The organism is Nocardioides sp. J54 (assembly GCF_000519005.1).
In the GTDB taxonomy this organism is placed as follows: Bacteria; Actinomycetota; Actinomycetes; order Propionibacteriales; family Nocardioidaceae; genus Nocardioides.
This window is the reverse complement of the sequence record NZ_JAER01000005.1, coordinates 78663-92507: the sequence shown is the minus strand read 5'-3', so window position 1 is coordinate 92507 and position 13845 is coordinate 78663. Positions and strand designations below refer to the sequence as shown.

At 73.4% G+C, this 13845-nt stretch carries 14 protein-coding genes; 5 read left to right on the top strand and 9 right to left on the bottom strand.

From position 1 onward, the window contains the following. Window positions 1-239: 239 nt before the first annotated feature. The gene (gene typA, locus NOCJ54_RS0105230) at window positions 240-2135 is read right to left on the bottom strand and encodes a translational GTPase TypA (protein WP_028654656.1); all 1896 of its coding nucleotides are present in this window, start codon (window positions 2133-2135) and stop codon (window positions 240-242) included. Between the two features lie 66 nt (window positions 2136-2201). On the opposite strand from typA, the gene NOCJ54_RS0105225 reads away from it, so the two are divergent. Continuing rightward, window positions 2202-2891: an aspartate/glutamate racemase family protein gene (locus NOCJ54_RS0105225; protein WP_028654655.1), complete on the top strand. Its 690-nt coding sequence runs from the start codon at window positions 2202-2204 to the stop codon at window positions 2889-2891. A gap of 26 nt (window positions 2892-2917) precedes the next feature. On the opposite strand, the gene NOCJ54_RS0105220 is transcribed toward NOCJ54_RS0105225, so the two are convergent. The 3 genes from NOCJ54_RS0105220 to NOCJ54_RS28875 are packed head-to-tail and all read right to left on the bottom strand — an operon-like array spanning window position 2918 to window position 4620. After that, a complete protein-coding gene (locus NOCJ54_RS0105220; RefSeq protein ID WP_028654654.1) occupies window positions 2918-3214 on the bottom strand; it encodes a PqqD family protein in 297 nt (98 codons plus the stop codon). Beyond that, a complete protein-coding gene (locus NOCJ54_RS0105215) occupies window positions 3195-4169 on the bottom strand; it encodes a hypothetical protein (protein ID WP_028654653.1) in 975 nt (324 codons plus the stop codon). Before NOCJ54_RS0105215 ends, NOCJ54_RS0105220 begins: the two co-directional genes overlap by 20 nt. Window positions 4170-4188: 19 nt before the next feature. Then, window positions 4189-4620 carry a lasso peptide biosynthesis B2 protein gene (locus NOCJ54_RS28875; protein WP_269634518.1) on the bottom strand — a complete coding sequence of 144 codons (432 nt, stop codon included), beginning with the start codon at window positions 4618-4620 and terminating at the stop codon, window positions 4189-4191. A gap of 345 nt (window positions 4621-4965) precedes the next feature. Between NOCJ54_RS28875 and NOCJ54_RS23935 the strand changes: the two genes are divergently transcribed. Beyond that, window positions 4966-6138: a nucleotidyltransferase family protein gene (locus NOCJ54_RS23935; protein ID WP_028654652.1), complete on the top strand. Its 1173-nt coding sequence runs from the start codon at window positions 4966-4968 to the stop codon at window positions 6136-6138. Between the two features lie 13 nt (window positions 6139-6151). Here the strand turns inward: NOCJ54_RS23935 and NOCJ54_RS0105195 are convergent, their stop codons facing one another. Beyond that, window positions 6152-6892, bottom strand: coding sequence for an SDR family NAD(P)-dependent oxidoreductase (locus NOCJ54_RS0105195; protein WP_028654651.1), 741 nt, complete (start codon window positions 6890-6892; stop codon window positions 6152-6154). Window positions 6893-7022: 130 nt separating this feature from the next. Between NOCJ54_RS0105195 and mshA the strand changes: the two genes are divergently transcribed. Then, window positions 7023-8324, top strand: coding sequence for a D-inositol-3-phosphate glycosyltransferase (gene mshA / locus NOCJ54_RS0105190; RefSeq protein WP_028654650.1), 1302 nt, complete (start codon window positions 7023-7025; stop codon window positions 8322-8324). After that, a complete protein-coding gene (locus tag NOCJ54_RS0105185; RefSeq protein WP_028654649.1) occupies window positions 8321-8854 on the top strand; it encodes a YbjN domain-containing protein in 534 nt (177 codons plus the stop codon). Before mshA ends, NOCJ54_RS0105185 begins: the two co-directional genes overlap by 4 nt. Before the next feature lie 12 nt (window positions 8855-8866). Here the strand turns inward: NOCJ54_RS0105185 and NOCJ54_RS0105180 are convergent, their stop codons facing one another. Further along, complete coding sequence (locus tag NOCJ54_RS0105180) at window positions 8867-10024, bottom strand: RNA polymerase sigma factor (protein ID WP_028654648.1); 1158 nt, start codon at window positions 10022-10024, stop codon at window positions 8867-8869. A 31-nt stretch (window positions 10025-10055) separates the two neighbouring features. Further along, window positions 10056-10475, bottom strand: a complete 420-nt coding sequence (locus NOCJ54_RS0105175) for a YciI family protein (RefSeq protein ID WP_028654647.1) — start codon at window positions 10473-10475, stop codon at window positions 10056-10058. A gap of 338 nt (window positions 10476-10813) precedes the next feature. Between NOCJ54_RS0105175 and NOCJ54_RS23930 the strand changes: the two genes are divergently transcribed. Then, the gene (locus tag NOCJ54_RS23930; protein WP_084254926.1) at window positions 10814-11836 is read left to right on the top strand and encodes a DMT family transporter; all 1023 of its coding nucleotides are present in this window, start codon (window positions 10814-10816) and stop codon (window positions 11834-11836) included. On the opposite strand, the gene NOCJ54_RS0105165 is transcribed toward NOCJ54_RS23930, so the two are convergent. After that, on the bottom strand, window positions 11818-12495 hold the full coding sequence (locus tag NOCJ54_RS0105165) for a response regulator transcription factor (protein ID WP_028654646.1): 678 nt from the start codon (window positions 12493-12495) through the stop codon (window positions 11818-11820). The genes NOCJ54_RS23930 and NOCJ54_RS0105165 overlap by 19 nt on opposite strands. Further along, window positions 12492-13727 carry a sensor histidine kinase gene (locus NOCJ54_RS23925; RefSeq protein ID WP_036516925.1) on the bottom strand — a complete coding sequence of 412 codons (1236 nt, stop codon included), beginning with the start codon at window positions 13725-13727 and terminating at the stop codon, window positions 12492-12494. The genes NOCJ54_RS0105165 and NOCJ54_RS23925 overlap by 4 nt, the downstream gene beginning before the upstream one ends. Window positions 13728-13845 lie beyond the last annotated feature (118 nt).

Here is a 13845-nt window from a genome sequence, read left to right as displayed (position 1 = left end):
TGGTGGGGCAGCAGGTGCGTCTGGGCTGCCGGACCGACGTACCTGGTGGCCGTTCCTGGGACTTGGTGGCCGCTACAGCAGTCAACAAGTTCGGGAATCGCCACCGGAGCGGTGATTCCTGTGACCGCTGGTGCCCCTGTGACTCCCCTCCAGTGCCAGTGCGCACGCCGACTGACCGGCGAAGAGCAGAAGCCCGCCGCGAATCTCTTCGCGACGGGCTCCTTCTGGCAAGCGGCGGGCTACTTGTTCGCCTTACGCGCTCGGCTCGCGATCTTCCCGCGCTCGTTCTGGTCGAGGATGACCTTGCGGATCCGCACCGTCTCCGGCGTGATCTCGACGCACTCGTCCTCGCGGCAGAACTCCAGGCACTGCTCGAGGGAGAGCTTCTTCGGCGGGATGAGCTTCTCGAAGTTGTCGGAGGTGGCGGACCGGATGTTGGTCTGCTGCTTCTCCTTGGTGATGTTGACGTCCATGTCGTCGGCGCGGGAGTTCTCGCCGACGATCATGCCCTCGTAGACCTCGGTGCCGGGCTCCACGAAGAGCACGCCGCGCTCCTGCAGCGAGGTCATCGCGTACGCCGTGGCCGCGCCCGCGCGGTCGGCGACCAGCGAGCCGGACTGGCGCGAGCGGATCTCGCCGGCCCACGGGAAGTAGCCCTCCGAGATGGAGTGCGCGATGCCGGTGCCGCGGGTCTCGGTGAGGAAGTCGGTGCGGAAGCCGATCAGGCCGCGGGCGGGGACGATGAACTCCATCCGCACCCAGCCGGTGCCGTGGTTCGTCATGCCCTCCATGCGGCCCTTGCGGTTGGCGAGCAGCTCGGTGATCGTGCCGAGGAACTCCTCGGGGGCGTCGATGGTGAGGCGCTCGTACGGCTCGTGCAGTTTGCCGTCGACCTCGCGGGTGACCACCTGCGGCTTGCCGACGGTCAGCTCGTAGCCCTCGCGGCGCATCTGCTCGACCAGGATGGCCAGCGCCAGCTCGCCGCGGCCCTGCACCTCCCACGCGTCGGGGCGCTCGGTCGGCAGCACGCGCAGCGACACGTTGCCGATCAGCTCGGAGTCGAGACGGTCCTTGACCAGGCGGGCGGTGACCTTGTGGCCCTTGCCGCCCTTGCCGACCAGCGGGGAGGTGTTGGTGCCGATGGTCATCGAGATGGCCGGCTCGTCGACGTGGATGAGCGGCAGCGCGACCGGGTTCTCCGGGTCGGCGAGGGTCTCGCCGATGGTGATGTCCGGGATGCCGGCGACGGCGACGATGTCGCCGGGGCCCGCGGACTCGCCGGGCTTGCGCTCGAGGCCCTCGGTGATGAGGAGCTCGGTGATCTTGACGTTCTTGACGTCGCCGTCGCGACGCATCCACGCGACCTGCTGGCCCTTCTTCAGGGTGCCCTGCTTGATGCGCAGCAGCGCGAGGCGACCGAGGAAGGGGGAGGCGTCGAGGTTGGTGACGTGGGCCTGCAGCGGGGCGCCCTCGTCGTACTCCGGGGCCGGGATGGTCTCGAGGATCGTCTGGAAGAGCGGCTCGAGGTTGTCGCCGGCCGGGAGGCTGGCGTTCGCCGGCTTCTCCAGCGAGGCGATGCCGGCCTTGCCCGAGGCGTAGACCACCGGGAAGTCCAGGGCGTCCTGGCTGTGCGAGTCGTCGAGCAGGTCCATGAACAGCTCGTAGGTCTCGTCGACGACCTCGTCGATCCGGGCGTCGCCGCGGTCGGTCTTGTTGACCACGAGGATCACCGGCATGCCGGCGTTGAGCGCCTTGCGCAGCACGAAGCGGGTCTGGGGGAGCGGGCCCTCCGAGGCGTCGACCAGCAGCACGATGCCGTCGACCATCGACAGGCCGCGCTCGACCTCGCCACCGAAGTCAGCGTGGCCGGGGGTGTCGATGATGTTGATCGTCATCCCGCCCTCCGGCGCGTGGGCGCCGGTGTAGCGGATCGCGGTGTTCTTCGCGAGGATCGTGATGCCCTTCTCGCGCTCGAGGTCACCGGAGTCCATGACCCGCTCCGCGACGCCCTCGGCCTCGTGGGCGCTGAAGGCGCCGGCCTGGTGGAGCATCGCGTCGACGAGGGTGGTCTTGCCGTGGTCGACGTGCGCCACGATGGCGACGTTGCGGAGGTCAGTGCGACGAGTCTTGGACACGAACGACCAGCCTACTGGCGGCGGACCTTCCCACCCGCATCGTCGCGGACGCCCTACACTGCCCGGATGCAGACCATCGGCCTCGTCGGCGGAATGTCCTGGGAGAGCAGTGCGGCCTACTACGAGGCCCTCAACCGTGGGGTCGAGGAGCGCCTCGGCGGCTTCCACTCCGCGAGGACGGTGATGGCGTCGGTCGACTTCGCCGAGGTCACCGCCCTGCAGGAGGCGGAGGACTGGGACGGCGTCGCGACCGTCCTGCGCGATGCGGCCACCTCGGTCGAGCGGGCCGGCGCCGACTTCCTCATGCTCTGCACGACGACCTTCCACCGGGTCGCCGAGCAGGTCCAGGACGCGGTCTCCATCCCGTTGCTGCACCTCGGTGACGTCGTCGCGGAGGCCACGAAGGCCGAGGGCGTGGAGACCGTCGCCCTGCTCGGGACGAAGTTCGCGATGTCGCGCACCTTCTTCACCGACCGGATCGCCAGCCACGGGCTCGAGGTCGTGGTGCCGGACGCCGCGCACCACGACGAGCTGAACCGGATCATCTACGACGAGCTGGTGCACGGGAAGGTGCTCGACGACTCCCGCCGATCCGTGGTCGAGATGATCAGCGAGCTGTGGGACGCCGGCGCCGGTGGCGTGATCCTCGGCTGCTCCGAGCTCGAGCTGCTCATCCGCCAGGCCGACTCCGAGATCCCGGTCATCCCGTGCACGACGCTGCACGTGAAGGCGGCGCTGGACCGCGCCCTGGCCTGACCACCCGCGCGTCGCGGACGCGGCCGTCAGGCGGCCGGGTGCACCATGCCCCTGCCGTGCAGCTGGTCGACGAACGCCTCGACGTCGGCCCGGCAGGCGTCCGGCGTGACGTCGTACTCCTCGGCGACGAGGGCGCACAGCGCGTCGACGTCGCGCGGCTCGGCGAGGTGGCGCCACAGGGTCGCGGCGACGCCCTTGACGGCGTAGTACTCGCCCTGGTCGACCCCCATCATCACGAACTCGCCGTTCATCTCGACGGCCTGCAGGGCGTCGTCGCGGACCCAGCGGGTCGCGGTGGCCTGGTCAGCGGAGCGCTTGGGCATGGTGGTCCTCTCGTACGGCGGGCAGGTCGGGCAGGCCGGGCAGGCCGGGCAGGTCGCCCGGGTCGAGGAGGTCGAGCGGGACGTCGCGCCCGATGTCGGCGAGCACGGCGTCGGCCGACGCTGCGACCGAGTCGGTGCCGCGCGGCCGGTCGAGCCGCGCCAGCCGCGCGCTCGCGGCGAGGACGGCGCTCCGCGCCAGGTGGGTACGACGGTGCGGACCCACGAGCAGCTCGTTGCGGTAGCTGTGCTCGTGCAGCGTGGTGAACACCGCCGCGCCGGTCACCGGCGTGAGCCGCAGCGGGCCGTCGTGCCGGTCGAGGGCGTAGAGCCAGCGCACCGGCAGCGGCTCGAGCGCGGGACGGTCCAGGGGCACGTGGAACTTGGCGTGCTCGGCCCGCACCCGGCGCAACCCCGCGCTGTCGCGACCCAGCCGGTCCAGGGCGTCCTGCCAGAGCTTGATCCGCGGCCAGCCGGGCAGCGCCCGGCCCTGCGCGTCGACGGGCACGACGTCGTCGCTGAGCACGTCGAAGCCGCGCCGGTGCATCTCCGCGGCGAGCGTGGACTTCCCGGCGCCGGAGTGGCCCAGCACGACCGCACACGCGTCGCCGACGCGGAACGCGTTGCCGTGCAGCACCAGGTGGCCGCGCTGGAGCATCAGCGCGCCGAAGGCGGTGCCGAGCAGGAACAGCCGCACCACGTCCGGTGCGGTGCCGGGGAGGGCGTCGACGGTGATCGCGGTGCCGCGGTCGACGGCGAACCGGCCGACGTCGGGGACGTCGAGGCCGATGCGCTCGCCGTCGAGCCACAGGCCGAGCGGGAGCAGGGAGGCGTCGGCCCCCGGGGGAGGCACCGAGCCGGTGCGGATGACCACGTCCGGCGTACCGGTGGACGGGGCAGGCGCCAGCTCGGGCAGCGGGAGGTCGCTGTCGACGAGGAGTCCGTAGCCGGTGTGCATGGCGGTCCTGGTGGTCGGGTCAGGGGCGTCGCGGCGCCCACGCGGCGCCGCCGACGCGGGTCCAGGCGTCGCTGGAACCGCCGGTGACGGCGACCTCGCCGGCGGCGACCCAGACGTGGGCCTTGAGCTGTCCGGCGGCGTCGCGGCGCAGGCCGAAGGTGACGGTGTGCGGCACGCGGGCAGCGCGCAGCAGCAGGCGGGCGGTCAGTGCCTGCGGGAAGCAGTCGGACCGCCAGGGCGTGCGGGAGGCCGCGGTGCGCACGACCCAGCCGATGCGTCGGGCGCGCCCGAGCTCACGCGCTCCGGCTGGCGACGGGGCCGGTCCCCATCCGGGCCCCGTCGCGTCCGGTGTGCCTCGTCCGCCCAGCAGGTGGCGCACCACCGCGGAGGGCAGGGCGAGCGTGAGCAGCCGGGTGGCCCCCAGCAGCAGCCAGGCCGCCGCGACCGACAGCCGGCTGGCCGGACTCAGCTGCCGATGCCGATGATGATGTCGAGGTCGAGCTCGAGGTCCTGGGTGGCCCGGAGGCTGAGGGACTCGAGCACCGGCGGGGTGTAGGTCTGCTTCATGAGCGACTCCTCGGGATGACGGACGGAGGGAGGGAGGTCTCCGTTGACCGTTGAAACGGAACTCTGGGCCCGAGGGAACGCCCGTGCCGGCCGATCGGTGAAGTTTTTACCTTCGCGGTCGACCCGTCACCGTTGACCGCTCGTCCGCAAGGATCGTTTCCGATGGATTCGCGGGTGGATTCGCCCGTTCCGGCACCGCGCGGGACCCGGCGGTGCCACCCTCGGCTGCGTGACCGTTCCCTCCGGCAGGCCGGACCCCGCCCGCGCCGTCGTCACGGCGCTGGTGCGTGCCGCGCTCGCGGCCGAGGAGGGGGCCGCGGCCCCCGGGGTCTCCCTCGACGGGTACGCCGCCCGGGCCCTCTTCGCGACCGCCCAGCGGCACCGCGTGCAGGAGCTGCTGCGCACCCACGCCGACGCGCTCGGGCTGCCCGCGGAGCTGGTTGGGCTGCTCGACCGCTGGCGCCTCCTGGCTCGGCAGCGGGTGCTGCTGCAGACCCTCGACACAGTGCGTGCGTGGGAGCTCCTCGATGCTGCCGGGGTCGATGCCCTGGTGTTCAAGGGCCAGGCGCTCGCGGTGCAGACCACCGGGCGGGCCGACGCCCGTGGCCCCGGCGACGTCGACCTGCTCGTCGCCCCCGACCAGCTCGTGGCCGCCCACCGCGCCCTGACCGGTGCCGGGTGGCGCCTGCGCGACGGGGTGCGCGTGGAGCCGGGGACCTGGTCGTGGCGGCACGTGAGCCGGTGGGGCAACGCGCTCACCTACCGCGGCGAGGGCGCCGACGTCGACCTGCACTGGCGCCTGGAGATCACGCCCGACGCCCACCCGCCGTTCCGCGAGCTGCTCGCCCGCGCCGAGCCGGTCGTGATCGGCGACGCGAAGGTCCCGACCCTGGGCCGGTACGACGCCCTGCGGCACCTCGCCGCCCACCGCGAGGGCTGGGTGTGGCTGCGCACGCTGGCCGACCTGCGCCGACTATGCCGGGAGCCCGGCGTGCTCGACGGCCCGCTGCGGCCCGCGGCGGTCCGCTCGCTGGCCGCGGCCCGCACGACCGTCGGCCTGCCGCAGGGGGTGCCGGCGAGCGTGCACGCGCAGCTGGACCGCACGCCGCCCGCGTTCCTGGCGCAGGTGCTGCGCAACCACGCGGCCGAGGTGCCCTCCGGATTCGGCGGCGGCGTCGGCGGTGCCATCGGCTTCCGCCACCGGCTGGCCACCAGCAGCTCACCGGCCGACCTGCAGCACACGGCGGTGGCCCTGGTGCTGCCGGCGCACGCCGCCTACCCCGTGCGGTCCCGCACCGCGTGGACCGGCGTCCCGCAGGCGCTCGCGCTGCGTCTCTCCGCCGCCCTGCGCGCGGTACGACGCCTCCTGCTCCCGCGGCGGGCCGCAGGCCGCGCCGCGTGATCCGGCGACGTGGTCAGGCGCGGTGCACCTTGTGCGAAGCAGCCTGCGCGCGGGGCTTGATCACCAGCTCGTCGATGTTCACGTGCGGCGGCCGGGTCGCGACCCAGGTGATCGCCTCGGCCACGTCGTCGGCGACCAGCGGCTCGGCCACCCCGGCGTAGACCGCGTCCGCGCGCTCCTGGTCGCCGCCGAAGCGCACCAGCGAGAACTCCTCGGTGCGCACCATCCCGGGCGCGACCTCGCACACCCGCACCGGCTGGTCGTAGAGCTCCAGGCGCAGCGTCTCGGTGACGACGCGGGTGCCGTGCTTGGCCGCGGTGTAGCCAGCCCCGCCCTCGTAGGCCGTGCGACCGGCTAGCGAGCCGACGTTGACGACGACGCCGGCGCCACTGGCCACGAGGGCCGGCAGCAGGGCGCGGGTCACCTGCATGAGGCCGATCACGTTGACGTCGTACATGCGGCGCCACTGGTCGGTGTCCGCCTCGGCGACCGGCGCGAGGCCGAACGCACCACCGGCGTTGTTGACCAGCACGTCGAGCCGGGGGCCGACGGCCTCGGCCAGCGCGGCGACCTGGTCGGCGTCGGTGACGTCGCAGGCGACCGCGCGGCCGCCGATCTCGGCGGCGAGGGCCTCGATCCGGTCGGTGCGCCGGGCGGCGCAGACCACCTCGAAGCCCTCCCGGGCGAGGTGCCGCGCGGTGGCGGCGCCGATCCCGCTGGACGCTCCGGTGACGACGGCGAGGCGGCTGCTCATGACCCCCATCCTTCCGGACCGGGAATGCCGGGCAGACTGGGAGGGTTGGCCTATCGCCGGAGTTGGTGGGTACCGCCCCGGCAGCAAGGGTCACGACGCCGGCACGACGGGCACGAGAGCAGGAGGTGGGATGGCGGAGCCGAGGGATCCGAGGCAGTCGCGCATCGGGCGCGTCGCCATGGTCAGCCTCCACACCTCCCCCCTCGACCAGCCTGGCACCGGTGACGCGGGCGGCATGAACGTCTACGTCCTCGAGGTCGCCCGCCGCCTCGCCGCCAGCGGCATCGAGGTCGACATCTTCACGCGCGCCACGAGCAGCGCCCTCGACCCGGTCGTGGCGGTCTCCGACGGGGTGTCGGTGCACCACGTGCACGCTGGTCCGTTCGAGGGACTGAGCAAGGAGCAGCTGCCCGGGCAGCTGTGCGTCTTCGCCCGCGAGGTGCTGCGCGCCGAGGCCGTCCACCCGCCCGGCCACTTCGACGTCGTGCATTCCCACTACTGGCTCTCCGGCCAGGTCGGTGCGCTGGCCCGCGACCGCTGGGGCGTGCCGCTCGTGCACTCGATGCACACGATGGCCAAGGTCAAGAACGAGGCGCTCGCCGAGGGCGACACCCCCGAGCCCGAGCAGCGGGTGATCGGCGAGGAGCAGGTGGTCGAGGCCGCCGACGTGCTCATCGCGAACACCGACCTCGAGGCCAAGCAGCTGATCAACCTGTACGACGCCGAGCCGGCCCGCGTCGAGGTCGTGCACCCCGGCGTGGACACCGAGGTCTTCCGCCCGCTCTCCCCGACAGACCGGGCCCGTGCCCGTCGCGAGCGCGACCTCGGCGACGACGCGCTCGTGCTGCTCTTCGCCGGCCGGATCCAGCCGCTCAAGGCGCCCGACGTGCTGCTGCGCGCGGTGGCCGAGCTGCTGGTGCGCCGCCCCGAGCTGCGCCCGCGGCTGGTCGTGCCGATCGTCGGCGGTCCCTCGGGGTCCGGCCTCGAGCGGCCGACGTCACTGGCCAACCTCGCGGCCGAGCTCCGCATCGACGACGTGGTCCGCTTCGTGCCGCCGGTGCCCCAGCACGAGCTGGCGGGGTGGTACTCCGCCGCGTCGCTGGTCGCCGTGCCGTCGTACAACGAGTCCTTCGGGCTGGTCGCCGCCGAGGCCCAGGCCAGCGGCGCACCGGTCATCGCCGCCGCGGTCGGCGGGCTGACCACCGTGGTCCGCGACGGGCACAGCGGCCTGCTGGTCGACACCCACGACGCCCGCGACTGGGCGGTCGCCCTCGAGCGCGTGGTCGCCGACCCGGCCTACCGCGACCGGCTGGCGGCCGGTGCCCTCGTCCAGGCCGAGCAGTTCTCGTGGGAGGCGACCGCCGCCCAGACCCTGGCCGTCTACGAGCGCGCGCACTCCCTGATGCGCGAGGAAGCAGGAGCGCTGCGATGAGCGACCCCGCGAGCACCCCCGCGAGCACTTCCGCCGGCAGCCCTGTCGAGGTCGTCCGCGAGCACCTGCGGGGCAACGACATCGAGTTCGAGGAGACCGAGCAGGGCACCTTCAGCTTCGCCCTGCCGGGGGAGAAGAAGCTGCAGACGCCGGTCCGCCTTGACGTCGGCCCGCACGCGCTCGGCGTCCACGCGTTCGTGTGCCGGCGCCCCGACGAGCAGTTCGAGCGGGTCTACCGCTGGCTGCTCGAGCGCAACATGCGCATGTACGGCGTCGCGTTCGGCATCGACCACCACGGCGACATCTACCTCGACGCCCGGCTGCCGCTCTCGTCGGTCACCCCCGAGGACCTCGACCGGCTGCTGGGCTCGGTGCTCACGTACGCCGACGAGTCGTTCAACACGATCCTCGAGCTCGGCTTCGAGAGCTCCATCCGCAAGGAGTGGGAGTGGCGCATCGAGCGGGGCGAGTCGACGAAGAACCTCGAGGCGTTCCGCGGCTGGCTGGAGTCCGGGCAGCCGGCCGACTGACGGTCCCGGTCGTCACGGGTGGCGCAGCCGTGCCGCCTGCCGGGTGAGGTGGTCGCGCTCGGCCGTGCTGGTCGCCCGCGCGGCCGCGACGGCGTAGAGCCGCGCCGCCTCCTCGCGCTCGCCCACCTGCTCGTGCAACCACGCTGCGGCCGCCTCCCGGCGCGGGACGTCGTCGGGGACCTGCTCGAGCTCCCGCAGCCCGGCCAGCGGGCCGTCCGCGGCGCCGACCGCGACGGCCCGGTTCAGCAGCACCACCGGGCTCGGCGCGAGGCGCACCAGCTCGTCGTACCACTCCACGACCTGGACCCAGTCGGTCTCCTCGGCGGTGGCGGCGTCGTCGTGGAGCGCGGCGATCGCCGCCTGGGCCTGGTACTCGCCCATCCGGTCGCGGGCCAGCGCACCCTGCAGCAGGTCCACCCCCTCGGCGATGAGCGCGGTGTCCCACAGCGACCGGTCCTGCTCGGCGAGCGGGACCAGGTCGCCGGTGGGGGTACGACGCGCGCGCCGGCGCGCGTGGTGCAGCAGCATCAGCGCGAGCAGGCCGTCGACCTCCGGGTCGTCGGTCGCCGCCGCGAGCTGCCGGGTCAGCCGGATCGCCTCCTCGGCGAGATCGACCTCGCCGGTGAAGCCCTCGTTGAAGATCAGGTAGAGCACCCGCAGCACCGCGCGGACGTCCCCGGGCTGGTCGAAGCGCTGGCCCGACACCGTGCGCTTCGCGCGGGAGATGCGCTGGGCCATCGTCGCCTCCGGCACCAGGAACGCCTGCGCGACCTGCCGGGTGGTGAGGCCGCCGACCGCCCGCAGCGTGAGCGCCACCGCCGACGCGGGGCTCAGCGCCGGGTGGCAGCAGCGGCTCAGGAGCAGCAGCGTGTCGTCGGCCTGCTCGGTCGGCCCCGGGGCGGGCTCGCGCTGGACGCGCTCCTCCCGGCGTTGCCGGGCAGTCGCCGAGCGCACCTCGTCGACGAGCTTGCGACGGGCCACGGTGAGCAGCCACGAGCGGGGCTCGTGGGGCGGGTCGTCCGGCCACCGTCGTACCGCCTCGAGGAGGGCCTCCTGCACGGCGTCCTCGGCCGCTGCGAAGTCGCCACCGCGGCGGACGAGGACACCGAGGACCTGCGGCCCGAGCTCGCGCAGCAGGTCCGCGAACCCGTCGCCGTGCACGTCCACCACCGGCCCCGCCCCGGTCGCCCAGGTCGCCCGGTCACTCGGTGACGACCGGCGGCTCGCCCAGGAAGGGGCGCACCTCGATCCACTCGTGGATCGGCCGCCCGCCGGGGCCGGGCGCCGCGGAGAGCGACGCTGCCGCCTCGTGGGCACGCTCGGGGGTGTCGACGTCGATGACCATCCAGCCGGCGATGAGCTCCTTGGCCTCCGGGAACGGGCCGTCGGTCACCGGCGGGCGCCCCTCACCGTCGTACCGCACGAAGGTGCCCTCGGGCGCCAGCGCCTGCGCGTCGACGAACTCGCCGCGCTCCCGCATCTGCTCGGCCCAGTCCTGCATGAACCGCACGTGCGCGTCCACGTCCTCCGGCGCCCACTGGTCGATCGGCAGGTCGGTGCCCGGCACGTTCTCCGGCCCGCTGGTGCGCCGGTAGTGCTTGAGCAGGAGGTACTTCGCCATGGTCTGTCTCCTTGTTCCGAGACGGCCATCTTGCCGCCTTCACCCGGGAGACGGAGCCACCCCGGCATCCTCGACATCCGCCACCGGACCTTTCCCCGGCCCTCTCTCCGGACCCGTCCGCGGGGCCGGTCGAGGGGCGGCCGGCTGGGATAGTCCCGGGTCAAGAGCACCCTTGAACGGCGTGTCGCGGTGCTTGTGACCCGGGACTACCGCGCCGGGAGCCAGGAGCTGTCCGCAGACCGGGTCAGCGGGCGGGTCGTGCACAGGGTCGGATCACGCGCGGGGCGGTGTGCGGAACCCGCGCGGCCGGTGTCGGTGGGCGTCCCTAGATTGGCCGGGTGACGAAGCGCGGATGGTCGCTGTTCCTGGCGATGTGCCTGATCTGGGGGCTGCCCTACCTGTTCATCCGGATCGCGGTCGAGCACGTGTCACCGGCGTCCCTCGTCTTCCTGCGCACGGCGCTCGCGGCCCTGGTGCTGCTGCCGCTCGCCCTCGCCCGCCGCGAGGTCGCGCCGGTGCTCGCGCGGTGGCGACCGCTCGCCTTGTTCGCGGCCATCGAGATCATGGTGCCATGGGTGCTGCTCGGGCACGCGGAGCAGCGCATCTCCTCGTCGCTGGCGGGGCTGCTGGTCGCCGCCGTCCCCCTCTTCGGGGCGCTCGCCTTCCTCGTCACCACCCACGCCGAGCGGTTCAGCCGCTCCCAGGCCGCGGGGCTGGTGCTCGGGTTCGCCGGCGTCGCCTGCCTGGTCGGTCTCGACCTCGACCACGTCGACCTGTTCGCTGTCGCGGAGATGCTGGCCGTCGCGGTCTGCTACGCCGCCGGGCCGCTCGTGCTGACCCGCTGGCTCGCCGACGTGCCCGGACTGGGCGTGATGGCCTGCGCGCTCACGCTCACCGCCCTCGTCTACCTGCCGTTCGGCGTGGTCGACGCGCCGACGGGGTTGCCCGGCGAGGCGTGGGGGAGCATCGCCGTGCTCGGGCTGCTGTGCACCGCGGTGGCCTTCGTCGTCTTCCTCGAGCTGATCAGGGAAGCCGGGCCGACGCGCTCGACGATCATCACCTACGTCAACCCCGCCGTCGCGATCGTGCTCGGTGTGCTGCTTCTCGACGAGGCGGTCACCGCCGGCATGCTCGTCGGCTTCCCGCTCATCCTCGTCGGCTGCTTCGTCGCGGCCGGGGGCCGCGGCGCCGCCGACGGTACGACGGCCGCGAGTGCCGACCCGGCCGCCGACGTCGCGCTCGAGGCCGAGTGCCCGGTCGACCTGGCTGCTCCGGACCCTGCCGGGCCGGGCCGACCACCTGGGCGCGCGGAGGAGGCCGGCGGGGCGAACCCGGCGTCGGGTCAGACGTCGAGCTTGTAGCCCAGCCCGCGCACGGTCACCAGGTACCGCGGCTCGCTCGGCTCGGGCTCGAGCTTGGCCCGCAGCCGCTTCACGTGCACGTCGAGGGTCTTGGTGTCGCCGACGTAGTCGGCACCCCACACCCGGTCGATCAGCTGCCCGCGGGTGAGGACCCGGCCGGGGTTGCGCAGGAACATCTCGAGCAGCTCGAACTCCTTGAGCGGCAGCTTCTGCTCGACGCCGTCGACGGTCACCACGTGCCGCTCGACGTCCATCCGCACCGGCCCGCCCTCGAGGGTGTCCGGCTGTGCCTCCTCACCGGCTCCGCGGCGCAGCACGGCGCGGATCCTCGCGACCAGCTCGCGCGGGGAGTACGGCTTGGTGACGTAGTCGTCGGCGCCCAGCTCGAGGCCGACCACCTTGTCGATCTCGTCGTCCTTGGCGCTGACCATGATCACCGGGACGTTGGAGGTCTGCCGGATGGTGCGGCAGACCTCGGTGCCGGGGATGCCGGGCAGCATGAGGTCGAGCAGCAGGATGTCGGCGCCGTTGCGGTCGAACTCCTTCAGCGCCGCGTTGCCGTCGGCCGCGATCGCGACCTCGAAGCCCTCCTTGCGCAGCAGGTAGGCGAGGGCGTCGCTGTAGCTCTCTTCGTCCTCGACGACAAGAACCCGTGTCACGGGCGTTCCTCCTGGAGGTGGGGCTGGACGGGGGCGGCAGGGGTGGCAGGGGTGGCAGGGCTGGCTGGGGTGGCAGGGACAGTGTCGGCGACCTCGCCGCCGGGGCGGGCGGCCGGGTCCGGGCGGCGCGGCAGCGCGAGGGTGAAGGTGGAGCCCTGGCCCTCGACCGACCAGACGCGCACCTCGCCGCCGTGCGTGGCGGCGACGTGCTTGACGATCGACAGGCCGAGGCCGGTTCCGCCGGTGGAGCGGTGCCGGGCGGGGTCGACGCGGTAGAAGCGCTCGAAGATCCGCTCGACCTCCTGCTCGGGGATGCCGATGCCCTGGTCGACGACGGAGACCTCGACCATGTCGCCGGCGGTGCGACGGGTCACCACCACCCGGGAGCCGGGCTCGGAGTAGGTGACGGCGTTGGAGACGAGGTTGCTGACGGCGGCGGCGACCTGCTTCTCGCTGCCGAGCACCGTCAGGCCGTGCTCGCCCTCCGCGACCACCGCGATCTCCTTGCTCGCCGCGGTCGTCGAGACGACGTCGACGGCGGTGGCGACGACGGAGTCGATCGACACCGGTGCGGGCGAGTCGAGGGGCTCGTCGCCCTGCAGCCGGGACAGCTCGATGATCTGCTGCACGAGCCGGGAGAGGCGGTCGCTCTCGGTGATCATGCGGGCGGCGAAGCGTCGTACCGCCTCCGGGTCGTCGGCCGCCCCGTCCACCGCCTCGGCGAGCAGGTGGATCGCGCCGACGGGGGTCTTGAGCTCGTGGCTGACGTTGGCGACGAAGTCGCGGCGGACCTCCTCCACCTGCCGCTCGCGGGTGCGGTCCTCGACCAAGGCCAGCACCAGCCGCGTGCCCAGCGGCGCGACCCGCGCGGTCACGTGCCGTGGGCTGCCGGCCGGGCGCGGCACGATCAGCTCGGTCTCGCGGATCTCGCCGTCGCGGCGTACCTGCCGGATCAGCTCGCCCAGCTCGTCGGACAGCAGGGTCGTGCCCCGCACGAAGCCCATCGCGAACGCCGGGGCGGACGCCTTGAGGACGGTGTCGGACTCGTCGACGACGACCGCGCTGCTGCGCAGCACCGACAGCACGGCGGCGACGCCGTCGGGCACGACCGGCTCCTCCGGGGCGCGGTAGCGGTGCTGCTGCCGGTCGCTGAGGTGCCACGCGAGCATGGCGCCGGCGGCCACGACGCCGCCGAGGAGCGCGGCCAGCACGGCCTGGGTCGTCGCGTCCACGGCTCGATCGTACGGCGGCACGCCGGCCCGTCCGGGCAGCGGGAACGACCCGCCGCGCGATGTTCACCCCGCGTTCACCGGGCGCCGCCGCGCGTACACCTGCGGCTCGTACCGTCCG